The organism is Telluria sp. RB2R28, from assembly GCF_059685835.1.
Genome location: NZ_JCASIK010000008.1, coordinates 100,820 through 118,892 on the forward strand (window position 1 = coordinate 100,820; position 18,073 = coordinate 118,892).

The following is an 18,073-nucleotide window of genomic DNA, read 5'->3' on the forward strand; positions in this document are numbered from 1 at the left end:
ATGAGGCCGGGGCCAGCTCGTACATTGCCTAGACCGGGCCGTTCCATGTGGACCGAGCCCGGCAGTCGCTGACGCACACCATGTTCAGCACGCTATTCCCGACCGGGGCGAGCAAACCCGGGCGCGCGCGGCTGGACTTTATGCCACGGATGAAGTTTTAGCACTAGGTTAATCGTTAGTGTGCTAAAGTCCCGATCGTGTTGTTAACGATAGATTAATCGTTAAAATGGCGCGATCGACTTCGCAGCAGACGAGAGGATTGACGAGCATGATTCAGATCCGCAAGGCGGACAGCCTGACGAGAACGCGCGCGGCCGCACCGCCGAGAATACTGGCCCTCGCCTTCATGCTGACGGCGTGCGCGCCGCAGCAGCGCCAGCCGGCTTCGCCGGTGGTGCCGGTCTCCGCGAGCTGGCCGCAACCGGATTCGCACCAGACCACACCGCCAGCAGCCGCGACCGAACTGGGCTGGCGTAGTTATTTTTCAGACCCTCAACTGGTGGCCCTGGTCGACACGGCGCTTGCCCAGAACCGCGACCTGCGTCTGGCGCTATTGCGGGTGCAGGAGGCGCGTGCCCGCTACGGGTTCGAATCGGCCGCGCTATTCCCGACCGTGGGCGTGGGCGCGCAGGGCGCGCGCAGCCGGGTGCCGGGCGACCTGAGCCCGACCGGTAACGCGGTCACGGCAAGCCAGTACGAGGCGTCCTTCGGCGTGAATAACTGGGAGCTCGACCTGTGGGGCCGAGTGCGCAGCCTGCGCGAGGCCGCGCTGCGCGACTACCTGGCCACCGACGCCGCCGGCCGGGCAGCGCGGATCGCACTGATCGCCGAGGTGGCGAATGCCTACCTGGCGCTACGCGAGCTGGACGAACGCATGGCGCTGGCGAAGGAGTCGATCGCCGGCCGCGAGGAGGCGCTGCGCATCTTCCGGCGCCGCAACAAGGTGGGCTCGGCGTCGGCACTCGAAGTGACCCAGGTCGAGACCCTGCTGGTACAGGCGCGCGGCCTGGGCGCGCAGCTGGAGCAGGCCCGCGCGTCCCAGGCGCACGCGCTGGAGCAGCTGGTGGGGACGCCGCTCGCATTGGCGCCGCAAACCGACCCGCGCTGGCGCGATGAGGCCGTCTTCGCGCCATTGCGGGTCGGCCTGCCGGCAAGCCTGCTCAGCGCACGGCCCGACATTGCGGCGGCCGAGCAGCGCCTGGGCGCCGCCCGCGCGAATATCGCCGCGGCCCGCGCCGCATTCTTTCCGCAGCTCGTCCTGACCGGCAGCCTGGGCAGCGCAAGCGCCGAACTCGACGGTTTGTTCGATGGCCGCAGCCGCGCCTGGGCGTTCGCGCCCTCGATTTCCGTCCCGATCTTCGACGGCGGCCGCCGCCGCGCCAGCCTCGACCTTGCCGTGGTGCGCAGCGACATGGCGGTCGCCGAGTACGAGAGCACGATCCAGATCGCGTTCCGCGAGGTGGCCGACGCACTCTCCGCGCGTGACTCGCTTGGCCGCCAGGTCGCGATCGCGCGCCAGGCGCTCGACGTGCAGGTCCGCCGCGCACGGCTGGCGCAGTTGCGTTACGACAGCGGCGCCGCCGCCTATATCGAGGTCCTCGATGCGCAGCGCGATCTACTCTCCGCGCAGCAGCAACTGGTGCAGGTACGGCGCGCTCTGTTGTCGAGTCACGTGACCCTGTACGCCGCCCTCGGTGGCGGCGCCATCGACGCCGGGAAGGCCCCGGCGCCGTTCGCCTTCTTCAATCCTTAAGGCTCTCGTCATGGACATATCGAAGTTTTCAAAGAAAAAAATGTGGATTGGCGCCGCTGTCGTGGTCGTGGCAGGCCTGGGCTGGTATGCATGGTCGCGCATGGCCGACAACGCGCCTGGCGAGGGTTTCGTCAGCGGTAACGGGCGCATCGAAGCAACCGAAGTCGACGTCTCCACCAAGCTGGCGGGGCGGGTCGCCGAGATCCTGGTGAACGAGGGCGATTTCGTCAAGGCCGGGCAGGTCCTGGCGCGGATGCAGACCGATACGCTCGAAGCCCAGCGCGACGAGGCGGTGGCGGGCCAGCAGGAAGCCTTGCATGGCGTGGCCGCCGCCAAGGCCCAGACTGCCCTGCGCGTCAGCGATGTCGTGGCGGCCGAAGCCCAGCTTGTGCAGCGCGAAGCCGAGCTGGACGCCGAGCAGCGGCGCCTGGCCCGTTCTACCACGCTCAGCAAGGAGGGTGCGGCTTCCATGCAGGAGCTGGACGACAACCGCGCCCGCGAGCGCAGCGCGGCCGCCGCGGTGAATGCCGCCAAGGCCCAGGTACTGGCGGCGCGCGCCGCCGTCGAGGCGGCGAAAGCGCAGGAGACGGGCTCCGGCTCGCGCGTTGCCGCTGCCGAGGCGGCGATCCGGCGCATTGCCGCGGAGCTCGCTGACAGCGAACTCAAGGCGAGCCGCGACGGCCGGGTGCAAGTGCGCGTGGCCCAGCCGGGCGAAGTGCTGGCCGGCGGTGGCCGCGTGCTGAGCCTGGTCGACCTGTCGGATGTCTACATGACCTTCTTCATTCCCGAAGTCGCCGCCGGCCGCGTCGGACTGGGCAGCGAAGTGCGCCTGATCATCGACGCGGCGCCCGAGCGCGCGATTCCGGCCAAGGTGTCGTTCGTCGCCGCCACTGCGCAGTTCACGCCGAAGACCGTCGAAACCGCCAGCGAGCGGCAGAAGCTGATGTTCCGCGTGAAGGCGCAGATCGCACCGGACCTGCTGCGCAAGAATATCCAGCTGGTCAAGACCGGCGTGCCAGGGGTGGCCTGGCTGAAGCTGAACCCTACCCAGCCGTGGCCGGACAAGCTCCCGGTCGAGCGCGCTAAATGAGCGAGTCCGAATCCACGACGGTTGTGCGCCTGAGCGGAGTGGTGCTGCGCTATGGCAAGACGACCGCGCTCGACGGTGTCGACCTGTGCGTCCCTGCCGGGCGCATGGTGGGGCTGATCGGGCCCGATGGGGTCGGCAAGTCGAGCCTGCTGTCGCTGGTCGCCGGCGCGCGCGCCGTACAGAAGGGCAGCGTCGAGGTGCTGGGCGGCGACATGGCGGACAGGGCGCACCGCGAGGCGGTATGCACGCGCATCGCCTACATGCCCCAGGGCCTGGGCAAGAACCTGTACCCGACCCTGTCGGTCGAGGAAAACCTGCAGTTCTTCGCGCGCCTGTTCGGCCATGGCCATGACGAGCGGCGCCGCCGCATCGACGAACTGACCGGGGCCACCGGCCTGCGCGCGTTTCTGCAGCGCCCGGCCGGCAAGCTGTCCGGCGGCATGAAACAAAAGCTCGGCCTGTGCTGCGCCCTGATCCACGACCCCGACCTGCTGATCCTGGATGAGCCGACCACGGGAGTGGATCCGCTGGCGCGCGCCCAGTTCTGGGACCTGATCGACCGTATCCGGGCCGATCGTCCCGGCATGAGCGTCATCGTGGCGACCGCCTACATGGACGAAGCGCAACGCTTCGACTGGCTCGCCGCGATGGACGAAGGCAAGTTGCTCGACACCGGCACACCGGCCGAGCTGCTCGAACGTACCGGCAGCGACTCGCTGGAACAGGCCTTCATCCGCCTCCTGCCCGAGGAAAAAACGCGTGACCACGAGCCTGTCAGTATTCCGGCGCTGAAGGCGGAGGGCGGCGAGACCGCGATCGAAGCGCAGGGGCTGACCATGCGCTTCGGCGATTTCGTCGCCGTCGACCACGTCAGCTTTCAAATCCGGCGCGGCGAGATCTTCGGTTTTCTCGGGTCCAACGGCTGCGGCAAGTCGACCACGATGAAGATGCTGACCGGCCTGCTGCCGGCCACCGAGGGGCAGGCCTGGCTGTTCGGCAAGGAAGTCGATCCGCGCGATATCGAGACACGGCGCCGGGTCGGGTATATGTCGCAGGGCTTTTCGCTGTATGGCGAGTTGAGCGTGCGCCAGAACCTGGAACTGCATGCACGCCTGTTCGACCTGTCCCCGGAGAAGATCCCGAAGCGGGTCGACGAGATGGTGCGCCGCTTCGGGCTGGAGGCGTCGATCGACGCATTGCCCGATGCGCTGCCGCTGGGAATCCGCCAGCGCCTGTCGCTGGCGGTGGCCATGGTGCACCAGCCGGAACTGTTGATCCTCGACGAGCCGACATCCGGCGTCGATCCGGTGGCGCGCGACGCGTTCTGGCGCCTGCTGGCGGAGCTGTCGCGGCGCGATCAGGTGACCATCTTCATTTCCACCCACTTCATGAACGAAGCACAGCGCTGCGACCGCGTGTCGATGATGCACGCCGGTAAAGTGCTCGACAGTGACACGCCCGCCAGACTCGTCGAGAAGCGCGGCGCGGACAGCCTGGAGCAGGCCTTCATCGGCTACCTGCTCGAGGCGGGGGCCGACAAACCGGAAGCCGACAAACCGGGTGCAGCCGCCGCGGCGCCGCCCGGCCCGCAGCCCGCGCCGGCGGCAGTCTCCCGCAAGGAGCGCCGCTTCAGTACCCAGCGCCTGTTCAGCTATGCATGGCGCGAGGCGCTCGAGTTGCAGCGCGATCCGGTGCGCGCGACACTGGCCCTGGCCGGGTCGCTGATCCTGATGATCGTGATGGGCTTCGGCATCGGCACCGACGTCACCGACATCCGCTACGCGGTGCTCGATCGCGACCAGAGTCCGTCGAGCATCAGCTACCAGCTCGACATCTCGGGCTCACCGTATTTCTCCGAACAAGCGCCGGTCGGCGACTACGACGAGCTCGACCGGCGCATGCGCAGCGGCGAGCTGAGCATGGTGATCGAAATCCCGCCCGGTTTCGCGCGCGACCTCGAACGCGGCAAGCCGGCCGCGATCGGCGCCTGGTTCGACGGCGCCATGCCGCAGCGCGCCGAGACCGTGCAGGGCTACCTGCAGGGCCTGCACCAGCACTGGCTGACCCAGCGGGCGAGCGCCACCGGCGCCGGCGCCAGCGCGGTCACGATCCAGAACCGCTACCGCTACAACCCGAACGTCAAGAGCCTGCCCTCGATGGTGCCGGCGGTGATCCCGCTGCTGCTGTTGATGCTGCCGGCGATGCTGACCGCGCTGGCGGTGGTGCGCGAAAAGGAGATGGGCTCGATCATCAACCTGTACGTCACCCCGGTGACGCGCACCGAGTTCATCCTGGGCAAGCAGCTGCCCTACCTGGGCCTGGCCATGGTGAACTTCCTCCTGATGGTCCTGATGGCGGTGCTGCTGTTCAAGGTGCCGGTGACCGGCAGCTTCCTGGCCCTGAGCTGCGCGATGCTCCTGTTCTGTGTGATTTCGACCGGCATGGGCCTGCTCGCCTCGGCGGTCACGCGCAGCCAGATCGCGGCGCTGTTCTTCACGATCGTCGGCACGATGATGCCGGCGATGCAGTTCGGCGGCCTGATCGACCCGGTCTCCTCGCTCGAGGGGGCGGGACGGATCATCGGCCAGATCTATCCGGCCAGCCACATGTTTACCGTCAGCCGCGGCGTGTTCAACAAGGCGCTCGGCTTTACCGACCTGGCCGCATCGTTCTGGCCCTTGCTGATTGCCGCGCTGGTGATCGTCGGCGCCGCGATCGCCTTGGTGAAGAAACAGGAGACCTGAACATGCGCCGCACGCTATCGAACATTTACCGCCTGGGCGTCAAGGAGCTGTGGAGCCTGTGGCGCGATCCCATCATGCTGTTGCTGATCGCATTCAGCTTCACGTTTTCGGTCTATTCCGCGGCCGGCTCCATGCCCGAGACGCTCAACAACGCCCCGATAGCGATCGTCGACGAGGACAATTCGCCGCTCTCGCAAAGGATCGTCTCGGCATTCTATCCGCCGGCCTTCAGCCATCCGTTCCTGATCGGCGGGGCAGAGACGGATGCCGGGCTCGATTCCGGCATCTACACCTTCGTGCTGGTCATTCCGCAAAACTTCCAGCGCGACGTGCTCGGGCGCGGCGGCGCGGAACTGCAGCTCAACACCGACGCCACCCGCATGACCCAGGCCTTTGTCGGCAGCAGCTATATCCAGCAGATCGCCATGGCCGAGATCGACGAGTACCTGAGCCATGTGCGGCAGAGCGCTTCTGCGCCGGTCGAACTGGCGCTGCGGGCCCGCTTCAACCCGACGCTCGACAAATCGTGGTTCGGCGCCCTGAACCAGATCATCAACCAGATCGCCATGCTGTCGATCGTGCTGGCCGGCGCCGCCCTGATCCGCGAGCGCGAACACGGCACCATCGAACACCTGATGGTGATGCCGGTGACGCCGACCGAAATCATGCTGGCCAAGATCCTGTCGACCGGACTGGTGGTGCTGGCCGCCGCGATGCTGTCCCTGAACCTGGTGGTACGGGTCTGGCTCGGGATCCCGATCGCCGGTTCCGCGCCCCTGTTCTTCGCGGGCGCGGCCTTGATGCTGTTCGCCACCACCTCGCTCGGCATCTTCATGGCGACCCTGGTGCGCAACATGCCGCAATTCGGGATGCTCGCCGTGCTGACTCTGCTGCCCTTGATGATGCTGTCCGGCGGCGCCACGCCCTACGAGAGCATGCCGAAGGCGGTGCAGATCGTCATGCAGGCCGCGCCCACCACGCATTTCGTCGCGCTCGGCCAGGCGGTCCTATTCCGTGGCGCCGGCTTCGACGTCGTATGGAAACCGTTTGCCGCGCTGTTCCTGATTGGCGTCGTGCTATTCACGCTGTCCAACCTCCGATTCCGGAAAACCATTGCCAGTATGGCGTAAGAACGGGGTGCACCTGCCCACCGTTCAACACAGCAAGGAGAACACCAGGATGAGTATCTCGAACCAGGCCCTATTCGCTGGCGCCTTACCGATGCAGCATCCCAGGATGGTCGTTGATGGGCCAGTGCCGGGTAGCCCTGAGCCGGTCCGTTTGCAGTGGCTCGTCGACAGGGCCGCGGGCCTGGCGCCGATACGGGTCGCGGTGGTGCATCCCTGCGACGAGGCAAGCCTGTCGGCGGCGCTGGAGGCCCGCGACGCCGGCCTGATCGTGCCGGTCCTGGTCGCGCCGCGCGCCAGGCTGGCCGCCGTGGCGGCCGACGCCGGGCTGGATCTGGCGGGGGTGGCGATCGAAGACGTGCCGCACAGCCATGCGGCAGCGGCGCGCGGCGCCGCCCTGGCGCAGGCCGGCAACGTCGAGGCGCTGATGAAAGGCAGCCTGCACACGGATGAATTGATGGGCGCGGTTGTAGGCGCCGCATCAGGGCTGCGCACCAAGCGCCGTGTCAGCCATTGCTTCGTGCTGCAGACGCCCCACTATCCGCGGCCGTTCATCGTCACCGATGCCGCGATCAATCTCGAGCCCGACCTCGTGCAAAAAGCCGATATCGTGCGCAACGCCATCGACCTGGCGCACACGCTCGGGATATCGAGGCCGAAGGTGGCCATCCTGGCGGCCGTCGAAACCGTCAACCCGGCGATGAAGGCGACCCTCGACGCCGCCGCGCTGTGCAAGATGGCCGACCGTGGCCAGATCGAAGGCGCCATCGTGGACGGTCCGCTGGCGCTGGACAACGCGGTCTCGTTCGGTGCGGCGCGCAGCAAGGGCATCGTTTCCACGGTCGCCGGCCAGGCCGACATCCTGGTGGTGCCGGACCTGGAAAGCGGCAACATGCTGGCCAAGCAGCTGGTCTACCTGGGCGACGCCGATAGTGCCGGCATCGTGCTCGGCGCCAGGGTACCGGTGATCCTGACCAGCCGTGCCGACTCGCGCGCGTCGCGGATCGTCTCGTGCGCGATCGCGCTGCTGCTGGCGCATCGCTATCGCAGCACGCCGCCCTGAAGGCGCGCCGTCCATGTCAACAGCCAAGGCCATCACGATGCCAGCCACGCTTTCCTATCGCCTCATGCTGGTGCTGAACTGCGGTTCATCCAGTCTCAAGTTCGCGCTCTTCGATACCGGGATCGCGCCCTTGCCGCGCGCGCCGCTGTGGAGCGGCAAGGTGCAGGGAATCGGGGGCGCCAATCCGGAACTGAGTGCCAGCGACATCCCCGCGCGCCAGCTTGCGCTATCCCCGGACACGTCGCACCATGGCGCGCTGGAGCTGATCCTTGAACTGGTGCTGGCGCGCTTCGGCATCGCGCGCCTGTGCGGCGTGGCGCACCGGGTCGTGCACGGCGGGACGAAATATTTTCAGCCGACGCGGATCGATGCCGACGTTCTTGCCGACCTGAAAAGTTATATTCCGCTGGCGCCGCTGCACCAGCCGTTCGCGCTCGAAGCCATCGAGATCCTGCTCGCAGCAAACCCTGGACTGGCGCAGGTGGCGTGCTTCGACACCGCGTTCCACCATACCGTTCCGGCGGTCGAGCAGGCGCTGGCCCTGCCGTATGCCGCCTGGCAGCGCGGCCTGCGCCGCTACGGCTTCCATGGCCTGTCGTATGCGTACATGGCCGCCGTCCTGGCCGAACGCTACCCGGATGCGGCGCGCGGCCGGGTCATCGTCGCGCACCTGGGCAGCGGCGCCAGCCTGTGCGCGATGCATGGCGGCGCGAGCCTGGCCACCACCATGGGTTTCTCTGCACTGGACGGCCTGATGATGGGAACCCGCTGCGGCGCGATCGACCCTGGCGCCGTCTTGTATCTGATGGAAGTGGAAAAACTGTCGCTGGAGCAGGTCGGCGACATGCTGTATCACCATTCCGGCTTGCTCGGCGTTTCCGGTATTTCCTCGGAGCCCCGGGTGATCGTGCGCCACGAGCAGGACGAGGGCGAAACCGGCGAGCGCGCCCGTCTGGCGCTGCAACTGTACGTGCGCCGCATCGTGCGCGAAGTCGGCGCCCTGGTGGCCGTGCTCGGAGGACTGGACCTGCTGGTGTTCACCGCCGGCGTGGGGGAGCACAACGCCTTCGTGCGCGAGCGCGTGTGCCGCGCGCTGGCATTCCTCGGGGTCGAACTCGACGATGGGCGCAATGCCGCCGGTGCGCCGCTGATCTCGGCGCCCGCCAGCCGCGTGACGGTGGCAATCGAAGCGACCAACGAAGAGTGGGTCGCTGCGCGCGACGCTCTGCGCCTGGTATAGCGGCGCCCACGCCCTCCACTCATTTCGAAAAAGACCATGTACGCAAGAATCCTGGTACTCATCGATGGCTATGCCTCGGGAAAGCTGGCGTTGGACCATGCCGGCGACATCGCACACGCGTGCAATGCCACGCTGGTCCTGCTGCACATCGTCGACTCGGCAGCCGATGACGATGGCATGCCGCATCGCTGGGACACGGGAGAGAGCTTGCTGGCCCAGGCCGCCGATTCGCTACGGATCGACTGCATCGAGGTTGAAACCGTGTTGCGGCGCGCCGCGACGGGACGGCGCCTCCCGGAGCAGGTCGCGCTCCTGTCCGTGGACCTCGGTTGCGATGTGATGGTCGTGGGCATGGACGGCCGCCCCGACGGTTACGCGCTGCTGTTCGGGGACGATGGCGCCCTGGTGCAGCTCTCGCCAGTGACCGTCATCCTCGTCAGGCAGACGCGTCCGTCATATGCATCCGCATCCGCATCCACATTTGGAGCCGCACCGCTGCTCGAACGACCGGCGGCACAGATTTGAAGTTTCGTCACATTCCGACGCAAGAGGGGAGTTACATGAACAAGGATGAGAAGGTCAACCTACCGTTGTCGGCCGCTGCATGGCGCAATCCGTTTGCGCTGGCCGGCGCGGCCATGGAATATGCCACCGATGCCTGGCAGCGCAGCGTGCTGTACGCCGACGTGCGCCGCCAGCGGGGCAACCAGTACCGCGAACATTTACAGGAGGAGGTGCCGAACGTCCTGCATTTCCAGACCGAGGTGCTCATGTCCGGCAAGGACTTGCCGCGCCCGGTCAACTACTGGCTGGTGCGGATCGTTCCCGAGGACAGCATGGAGATCGACCCCGCCAGGCGTCCGTTCGTCGTCGTCGATCCGCGCGCCGGCCACGGCCCCGGCATCGGCGGCTTCAAGCCGGACAGCGAGATCGGCGCCGCACTGAAGGCCGGCCACCCCTGCTACTTTGTCGGTTTCCTTCCTGATCCGGTGCCGGGCCAGAGCATCGAGGACGTCATGCACGCGGAAGCGGCATTCGTGCGGCGGGTAGCCGAGCTGCATCCGCAGGCCGTCGGCAAGCCTGCCGTGATCGGCAATTGCCAGGCCGGCTGGCAGGTGCTGATGACGGCGGCGGTATGGCCGGAACTGTTCGGGCCGATCATCGTGGCCGGCGCCCCGATGTCGTATTGGGCCGGCGACACGCCCATGCGCTATGCCGGCGGCCTGCTGGGCGGCAGCTGGTTGACGGCGCTGACCAGCGATGTGGGCGCCGGCCGCTTCGACGGCGCCTGGCTGGTCGGGAATTTCGAGAACCTGGATCCGGCCAACACCCTGTGGTCCAAGCAGTACAAGCTATACGCGCAGGTCGACACCGAAGGGCCGCGCTACCTCGAATTCGAGAAGTACTGGGGCGGACACGTGTTCCTGGATCAGGGGGAAATCCAGTACATCGTCGATAATCTGTTTATCGGCAATAAGCTCGCCACGGCGGAACTCAGCATGTCCGACGGCACCCGGATCGACCTGCGCAACATCCGCTCGCCGATCGTGGTGTTCTGTTCTCACGGCGACAACATCACGCCACCGCCCCAGGCCCTGGGCTGGATTACCGACCTGTACCGCGACGACCAGGATGTCGCTGCCCACGACCAGACCATTGTCTACGCTACCCACGACAGCATCGGCCATCTCGGCATCTTCGTATCAGGCAGCGTCGGGCGCAAGGAACACCGTGAATTCGCCTCGAACATCGACCTGATCGACTTGCTCCCAAGCGGCATCTATCGGGCCGTGGTCGAGGATCGCCCCGAGCAGGAGCCCGGGGTCGAACTGAGCGATGACGCCTACCTGATGAAAATCCGCGACAGCGGCATCGACGAGGTGCGCGCCATCGTCAAGCCCGACCAGGCCGGCGAACGCCGCTTCGCCGCCGCCGCATGCGTTTCCGAGCGCAACCTGGCCCAGTACCGCGACCTGCTGCAGCCATGGGTGCGTGCGCTGTCGACGCCGCTCTCGGCGCGCTGGCTGCAGGCGCTGCACCCACTGCGCATCGGCTACGAATGGTGGTCCGACCGGCATCCGCTGGCGGCGGTCGTGGAGCGCGCCGCGCAGGGCGTACGGGAAAGGCGCCAGCCGGTCTCTCCCGACAATCCGTTCCTGCAAATGCGCGACGCGATGTCCGGCGCGGTGGAACGTATGCTCGACCAATCCCGCGATGCGCGCGACGCCGGCTATGCGGCCACCTTCGACGCGCTGTATGGGGCGCCCGCGCTACAGGCGCTGGCTGGAAAAAGCATGCGCGACGAAGCGCACGTGCGCCAGCGGCCAGGCGATACCCCGGCGCTTCGGGCGCGCATGCAGTCCGGCGCTTCCGCAGGCGAACCCTTGGCGGAAGGCGTGCCGGACGCCATGTTGCGCGCCTTGTGCTGGGTCTTCCGTTCCCGTGCCGAGACCGATGAGCGTTATTTCCGGCCCGCGTGGGAGTTGGTGCGTCCGCGTCTTGGCGACCGGATGGGGGAATTCCGCGATCTGGTGCGGCGCGAGCATGCCCGGGTACGGCGCGAAGGCGACGCCGCGCTGCGGACGATCCCGCCTTTGCTGGAACAGGTCCCGCCGCAGCAGTTGCATGAGGCGGCGCTGTTCCTGGGCAGGCTCGCCGGCGCCCCGGAGGGGCTCTCGGCCGGGGAACAGGCCGACCTGCAGCGTGCACAGGCACTATTCGAACAGGCAGGCGCACCGGGCGCGCCCGCGCAGGAAGGGGCGGGACCGAAAAACCGCCAGCGCAAGTAAATCGTATGACGCGACAGGAGATAGATAAATGAAATATTCGTTCAAGGGAAGCGTGGTGCTGGTGAGCGGTGCGGCGTCGGGTATCGGCGCGGCGACCGCCCGCCTGCTGGCGGCCAACGGCCTGGCTGTGGTGGCGTCCGATGTCGAGCACGACACGGTGGCACGCGTGGTCGACGAGATACGGGCGGGCGGTGGGCAGGCCGTGGCGCACACGGGAGACGTGTCGCTGCCCGAGGCTGCCGAAGGCGCGGTGCGCGCGGCGCTGGAGGCCTTCGGCAGCCTCGCGTATGCGGTCAATAATGCGGGCATCGGCGGGGTGAGCCTGCCTGCCGGCGAGTTGCCGGCGCAGGACTGGCAGCGCGTGATCGACATCAATCTCGGCGGCGTCGCGCATGCCCTGCGCTACCAGATCCCGGCGATCCTCGACGCCGGCGGCGGGGCGATCGTCAATATGTCCTCGATCCTCGGACTGGTCGGCAGCCCCGCGGCGCCGGCCTACGTCGCGGCCAAGCACGGCGTGACCGGCTTGAGCAAGTCGGCGGCGCTGGCGTATGCGGCGCGCGGCATCCGCGTCAACTCGATCCATCCGGGCTATGTCGAGACCCCGATTCTCGGTAACCTCGACGCCGCCCAGCGCCAGGCCGTGGCGGGGCTACACCCCATCGGCAGACTGGGGCGGGCAGAAGAGATCGCCCACGCCGTCGCCTTCCTGCTGTCCGATGGAGCCAGCTTCGTCAACGGCGCCGCGCTGACCGCCGATGGCGGCTATACCGCGCAGTGACGGCCCGCTGCCTGGCTTGAATCAGGCTTGCGCGACCGTGACGCGCGCGAAACGCAGGTTCTCGAACACCTTGATTTTCCCGCGCAATGGCCACCAGTCGTACAGGAAGATCTCGGCCGGGCGCCACATCGCGACCCAGCCGACGATGGTCAGGCTTTCTCGGGTGATCGCCTGCGCCGAGCCGCTCAGCAAGGTGCTTGCCGCCTCGGCCGCCCCCAGGCAGAGGCTGACGAAGGCGGTGCCGATCAGCAGGCTGGTGCGGCCCTCGCGCAGCATCTGGCGCAGCTGCGCGCGCACCAGCGATGCTTTCTGGGCGTAATAGTTATGGATGGCCTCGACCAGCAGCTCGCCGGTCTCGGTCACGCAGTCCAGCTGCTCGACCTGGATCCTCAGTTGCAGGCGGGACTTGTGCGGGAGGGACAGCGCCCAGCTTTCGATGAAGGCCTCGCAATTGCGGTCGAGGTCCTTGTTCAGGAACGGCGACGGGTCGAGCGAGTTGAACAACTGCCGTATTTCGCGCACGCGCAAGTCGAGCGTCTGGACCGGATGGGGGAGACTGTGCATCGCGGCGGCCCTAATCGCTTGCCGGCGCAGGCGCCAGCGCCGCAGCGGCATCGCCGTGCTGCGCCAGGTCGGCATGCAGGATGCGGCGCAGCTCCAGGATGGCAGCCGCCGTCTCCTGCACGCTGTGACCCGAGACGATGACTTTTTCGGACGCCGCGCCGGGCAGGTGGGCGCTGCGGTAGGGCACCAGGCCATCGTCGGATTCTTCGAGCGGGCCATCGGGGTCGGCCCTGGCGATGATCGAATGGTAGGTGACCTGCGGCGCGATCGGCAGTTTGCTGGCCGCCTGCATGAAGCGGTCGTCCTCGCGCAGGTTGTCCAGGCCGTTCGGGAAGCGCGGCGGGGCGCCGCGCCTGCCGTTGTTGCCTGGACCGTCGTCCTGGAGCACATCGGCGAAGCCTTCGAGCACCGTCAGCGGCAGGCGGATCGTGCCCGCCAGCCAGCGGCCGACGCGTCCTCCGGCCACCGGTGTGCCGCGGTGCGGCGCGGCGATGAAGATCGCGCGGCGCACCGCCGGCACCGGTTCGAAATCGAGGATCGGGCCGATGCGCGCGCGCAGGCGCTTCCTGCGCGTTTCGCTCATGGCGGTGTCGTCGATCAGATGCTGGAACAGTCCGCCCTGGGTCGACGCCACCATCATGTGGGCGATCACCCCGCCCATGCTGTGTCCGATGACGACCATGTCGCGCGAGGCCTGCGCCGTCTGCGCCGGATCGAAGTGGCGCATGGCGGCGTCGACGGCGCCGCGGATCTCGACATGATTCAGGCCGATCGGCATATTGGTCGGATAAAACACCTGCCATACCTGGAATTCGCGGCGCAGGCGCTCGTCGCCGAGGATCTCGTTGGCGACGTTGACCCAGGCTTCAGGGCTGCTCGCCAGGCCGTGGATCATGAGGATGACGCGGCGCTTCGAATCGTAGGGCTGCATCAGGTACAGGTGGGGGCGCTGCAGGCTTTGCTCGCGTCCGAGCAGGACCCGGATCGACTGCCCGGAAAAACCGGAGCGCGCCAGCCACAGGCCATAGCCGGCCGTGAAATTGGCCGCCAGCGGCACGCGCTGCCCGTGCAGCCCGATTTCTTCGTGCTCGTAGGCATCGTAGGCGGCGAAGGTGACAGCGCGCGTGGCCAGCACCTCGGCCAGCGTATTGCCCTCGAAGCGCAGCAGGGCCGTCACCACCGGATACGGCATTTCGCTCCAGGACTGGCCGGGCTCCCTGTCCGCGCGTGCGCCGAACCGGCGGTGTGCGCCCGGACCCGGACCCGCCGCCGACACCAGTTCGGCGCCGAAGCCGTCGCGCCGGTACAGGCTGCGCAGGCCCGTGAATGCCAGCGACGAGGCCGGGATCAATTCCTGCGGCGGCCCCAGGGTGGCGGCGGGACGGATGTGCGACAGGTCCGAGCGCAGCGTCCAGGCGCCGACGGTGATGCCGTCTTCCCCGACCGGGGCGCCGCCACGGCGCCGGAACAGGATCGCGGCGGCCTGCTGCACGGCCAGGTTGTAGTAGTCGCGCACCTGGGTCTGGCGGTCCTCGAAGGCGCGTTCGCCCGGCTGGCGCTCGGAAAAGAACAGATAGGCATAGGCATGGCGCGCCGTCTCCAGCCATGCTTCGAGCGGCGCGTGCGAGGTGGCCGCGTCGGGGCTGGCTGCGGCGAGCAGCGCCTGCTGGGCCCAGAGTTCGGCCAGCGCCGACAGTTGCCGCTCCGCGCGGATGCCCTGGGCGGCGGCCAGGGCGCCGATGCAGGCCGGCGCCGCCGCTTCCGAGCGCGCCTCCAGGCGCGCGCAAGGACCGGCGTCGAGCCCGGCCACCTTGACGGCTTCCAGGGCGGCCGCGCTTGGCACGCCGCTGGTCAGGATGTCGGCGCGCTTGGCGGCGGCGTATTCGGCGGGCTTGACCGCACGCACCGCGACGCGCGCTTCGAACTGCTGCAGGACCGAGCAGCCCCCGAGGAGGAGCACGGACAGCAGCGGCAGCAGTGGTAGCAGTGGTAGTAGCTGCAGCTGCAGCCGCAGCGGCGGCCGTCCGGGCGCTGGTGTGGAACGAAGATTCATTGCGGCTCCTGCGCCCCCGCGCCGGGAATCCCGGCGCGGATGGCTTGTGAAAAAGCGGTCGAGTAGGCGCCACCGGCAGCCTGCGCGCACGCTTTGATGTAGCCCGGCGCCCGTAGCCGGGGGGAGGGCAGCCTCGACGCCAGCGCGCCCTGCTCATAGGCATAGTCGGCGTAGTGCCCGCACAGCAGCAGGCGGCAGTCGAGCGGCAGGGCCGGCGCGATCTGGCATGCCGGGTCGAATATGATGATCGTGCAATTGCTGGTCATTGTATTAACATGCGGGACCCGTCCGCAGCGCGGTGGCGCCGTCAATCGCCATTGCCGCCAGCGGGCGGCGCTGCGCGTTCGCCCAAAAGTTGCTCTTTCAATAAGCGACGGTGCGCTTCGCGGATGGCGACGATGTCTTCGCTCAGGCCGTCCCCGCTGCCATGGATCAGCTGCAAGACCAGCGCGTGCAGCAGCGGCGACAAGGTCAGCTCGGTATGTTCGGCAAGGGTACAGCGCCGCACTTTTCCTTGGGCGACCAGGGCGTCGGTGACGCGCTTTTGTTCGGCACGCCGCGGATCGACGACATTGCGCCGCCATTGCCCCGCCAGATGGCGGACGCGCTGGCCTTCCGCAATCAGGATGCGAAAAACCGACTGGATGACCGGATCGTCAAGTTTCGCATAACTGCGGTCGATCCAGGCATCGATTGCCGCGCCGGAAATCGTTTCGCCTTCATCCATCCAGAGTCCCCACTCCGGCTCCAGCAAGTCCTGGAACAGGGTCACCAGGATCGCATCCTTGCTGTCGAAATGGGCGTACAGCCCCGCCTGGGACAGGCCGGCCCGCTGGGCGATCTTCTCGGTACTCGTAGCGCCGAAGCCGTTGGCGGCAAATTCGGCCAGCGCCGCATCGAGGATGAGGCGTTTGCGGACGGCCGGTGCGAGGCGCACCCGCTTCTTGGACGGTGTCGGCGGGGAGTCGGTCATGTAGTCGTTCCAAAAGTGTAAGAGAGCGTTGGCGAGCCGCCGCATTCAGCAAGATCCCGAGCGCGTCCAATTATAACGTTAGGTCTACCGGTAATATGGTAGAGTTCGACCCATTAACGATAGAATACTCGTTAATGAGGGCCCAACCCATCGTTTACTTCGGCTCGGCGATTCACGGGCGCGAACGCAGTGCGCCCGGCAGCCGCCGCGACAATAGGAAACCCCACATGGCGACACCGCAGTACCTGAAACCCCCTCCGAACTGGGAGGAGCACGAAAAACCCTCGATTCCCGGTTCGGCTTCGATGCCATGGCATCCGCCGCACACGCGCTTCGCCTACGCCTGCATTGCCGTACTCATCGGTATCACCGGCGGTGTCGGCAATGCGCTGGTCTCAGTCAATCTGGGCGCCATCCAGGGCTCGCTGGGACTGACACCGGCGCAAGGCGCCTGGCTGCCTGCCGCGTACGTGATGGCGAACGTGACCTCGAACCTGCTGGTGTATAAATTCCGCCAGCAGTTCGGCATGCGTGCATTCGCCGAAATCGGCCTCTCCCTTTACGCGCTGCTGGCCTTGCTGCACCTTGTGGTGGGCGGCTTCGAGATGGCTGTCGTCTTGCGCGCCGCCAGCGGCCTGGCCGGCGCCGCCACCAGTACCCTGGCCACCCTGTACATGCTGCAGGCGCTGCCCAAGCAGTACACCGGGAAGATGCTGGTGCTGGGGGTCGGCATCTCCCAGCTCGCCACGCCGCTGGCCTGGCTGATTTCGCCGACCCTGCTCGAATTTGGCCAGTGGCACAACCTGTACCGGTTCGAAGCGGGCCTGGCCTTGCTGTCGCTGGCGGCGGTGGTGGTGCTCAAGCTGCCGCCAGGCGTGCACATCAAGGTGTTCGAGAAACTCGATTTCCTGACCTTCGCGCTGATGGCGCCGGCGGTGGCGATGCTCGTCGCGGTGCTGGCGCAGGGCGTCAACCACTGGTGGTTCGATACCCCGTGGCTGGCATACATGCTGGTGGCGGCCGTCTTGCTGCTGAGTGTTGCGCTGTTGGTGGAACACCACCGGGGCAACCCCCTGGTGCAGACGCGCTGGCTGATGAAGGGGGCGACCTTGCGCTTCCTGGTGGGCGCCCTAGTCATTCGCCTCCTGACCGCCGAGCAGTCTTACGGCGCGGTCGGCATGCTGCGCAGCCTGGGCATGGGGCCTGAGCAGATGCAGCCGCTGTTTGCCGTGATCCTGGCCGGTACGCTGTGCGGCATTGCCGCCAGCGCACTCACGTTCGGGCCTAAAACACTGATTCCGCAGCTGATGCTGTCGATCTTGCTGCTTGGCCTTGCCGCTGGCCTCGACTACGGCCGTACCAACCTGGACCGGCCGCATGATTTCTTCGTCAGTCAATTCCTGGCATCCGTCGGGGCGGGAATCTTCATGGGTCCCCTGATCTTGATCGGGGTGATGCAGGCGCTCAAATTCGGCGCCGACCATATCGTCACGTTTGCCGTGATGCTGTCGATCACCCAGAGCCTGGGCGGCTTCGTCGGGGCCGCCGTGCTGGGCACCTATCAGGTACACCGCGCGCATACCTATTCGACCGCGCTGGTGTCGCACGTCAACCCGGCCGATGCGGTCGCCGGGCAGCGCTTGCGCCAGCAGCAGCAGATTTACCAGTCGACCATCGGCGACCCGGTGTTGCGCGCCGCGACCGGCATGTCGCAGTTGGCGCAGGCCAGCCGGCGCGAAGCGAATGTGCGCGCATTCAACGATGTGTTCGCGCTGTGCGGCGCCGCGGCCATGCTGTTCCTGGTCTGGAGCCTGGCGCTTGCAATCCGTGCGGCCCTGGCAAAAAAGAACGCTCCGACTTCTCCAACCCCGGCGTCAACGGGCGCCGCAATTTAAA

13 protein-coding genes and 1 pseudogene are annotated in these 18,073 nt (G+C 67.3%); 10 read left to right on the forward strand and 4 right to left on the reverse strand.

The window, feature by feature from the left end:
• Nucleotides 1-268: 268 nt before the first annotated feature.
• The 9 genes and pseudogenes from AC56LV_RS22655 (at nucleotide 269) to AC56LV_RS22695 (ending at nucleotide 12,587) form a co-directional block, all read left to right on the forward strand.
• On the forward strand, nucleotides 269-1,753 hold the full coding sequence (locus AC56LV_RS22655) for an efflux transporter outer membrane subunit (protein WP_499560978.1): 1,485 nt from the start codon (nucleotides 269-271) through the stop codon (nucleotides 1,751-1,753).
• A 10-nt stretch (nucleotides 1,754-1,763) separates the two neighbouring features.
• Entirely contained in the window at nucleotides 1,764-2,843 is a 1,080-nt protein-coding gene (locus tag AC56LV_RS22660; protein WP_499560980.1) for an HlyD family secretion protein, read from the forward strand.
• Nucleotides 2,840-5,587 carry a ribosome-associated ATPase/putative transporter RbbA gene (gene rbbA, locus AC56LV_RS22665; RefSeq protein ID WP_499560982.1) on the forward strand — a complete coding sequence of 916 codons (2,748 nt, stop codon included), beginning with the start codon at nucleotides 2,840-2,842 and terminating at the stop codon, nucleotides 5,585-5,587. Before AC56LV_RS22660 ends, rbbA begins: the two co-directional genes overlap by 4 nt.
• Nucleotides 5,588-5,589: 2 nt before the next feature.
• Nucleotides 5,590-6,717 (forward strand): ABC transporter permease, encoded by a 1,128-nt coding sequence (locus AC56LV_RS22670; RefSeq protein WP_499560984.1) that lies wholly within the window; start codon nucleotides 5,590-5,592, stop codon nucleotides 6,715-6,717.
• A gap of 169 nt (nucleotides 6,718-6,886) precedes the next feature.
• Nucleotides 6,887-7,777 (forward strand): annotated as a pseudogene (locus AC56LV_RS22675) (bifunctional enoyl-CoA hydratase/phosphate acetyltransferase); the annotation flags it as partial.
• 13 nt (nucleotides 7,778-7,790) lie between these two features.
• Nucleotides 7,791-9,017, forward strand: coding sequence for an acetate/propionate family kinase (locus AC56LV_RS22680; protein WP_499560986.1), 1,227 nt, complete (start codon nucleotides 7,791-7,793; stop codon nucleotides 9,015-9,017).
• Nucleotides 9,018-9,053: 36 nt separating this feature from the next.
• Nucleotides 9,054-9,542 carry a universal stress protein gene (locus AC56LV_RS22685; RefSeq protein ID WP_499560988.1) on the forward strand — a complete coding sequence of 163 codons (489 nt, stop codon included), beginning with the start codon at nucleotides 9,054-9,056 and terminating at the stop codon, nucleotides 9,540-9,542.
• Between the two features lie 35 nt (nucleotides 9,543-9,577).
• Nucleotides 9,578-11,806: a DUF3141 domain-containing protein gene (locus AC56LV_RS22690; protein WP_499560990.1), complete on the forward strand. Its 2,229-nt coding sequence runs from the start codon at nucleotides 9,578-9,580 to the stop codon at nucleotides 11,804-11,806.
• 28 nt (nucleotides 11,807-11,834) lie between these two features.
• Nucleotides 11,835-12,587, forward strand: a complete 753-nt coding sequence (locus AC56LV_RS22695; RefSeq protein WP_499560992.1) for an SDR family NAD(P)-dependent oxidoreductase — start codon at nucleotides 11,835-11,837, stop codon at nucleotides 12,585-12,587.
• A 21-nt stretch (nucleotides 12,588-12,608) separates the two neighbouring features.
• Here AC56LV_RS22695 and AC56LV_RS22700 read toward each other — a convergent pair whose 3' ends face one another.
• From AC56LV_RS22700 to AC56LV_RS22715, 4 genes are read right to left on the reverse strand one after another with little or no spacing between them, the layout of a single operon-like run.
• Nucleotides 12,609-13,226 (reverse strand): hypothetical protein, encoded by a 618-nt coding sequence (locus AC56LV_RS22700; RefSeq protein WP_499560994.1) that lies wholly within the window; start codon nucleotides 13,224-13,226, stop codon nucleotides 12,609-12,611.
• Nucleotides 13,162-15,204, reverse strand: coding sequence for an esterase/lipase family protein (locus tag AC56LV_RS22705; RefSeq protein ID WP_499560996.1), 2,043 nt, complete (start codon nucleotides 15,202-15,204; stop codon nucleotides 13,162-13,164). Before AC56LV_RS22705 ends, AC56LV_RS22700 begins: the two co-directional genes overlap by 65 nt.
• A complete protein-coding gene (locus AC56LV_RS22710) occupies nucleotides 15,201-15,470 on the reverse strand; it encodes a hypothetical protein (RefSeq protein ID WP_499560998.1) in 270 nt (89 codons plus the stop codon). The genes AC56LV_RS22705 and AC56LV_RS22710 overlap by 4 nt, the downstream gene beginning before the upstream one ends.
• Nucleotides 15,471-15,511: 41 nt before the next feature.
• A complete protein-coding gene (locus AC56LV_RS22715; RefSeq protein ID WP_499561000.1) occupies nucleotides 15,512-16,222 on the reverse strand; it encodes a TetR/AcrR family transcriptional regulator in 711 nt (236 codons plus the stop codon).
• A gap of 182 nt (nucleotides 16,223-16,404) precedes the next feature.
• On the opposite strand from AC56LV_RS22715, the gene AC56LV_RS22720 reads away from it, so the two are divergent.
• Nucleotides 16,405-18,072: an MFS transporter gene (locus tag AC56LV_RS22720; protein WP_499561002.1), complete on the forward strand. Its 1,668-nt coding sequence runs from the start codon at nucleotides 16,405-16,407 to the stop codon at nucleotides 18,070-18,072.
• Nucleotide 18,073 lies beyond the last annotated feature (1 nt).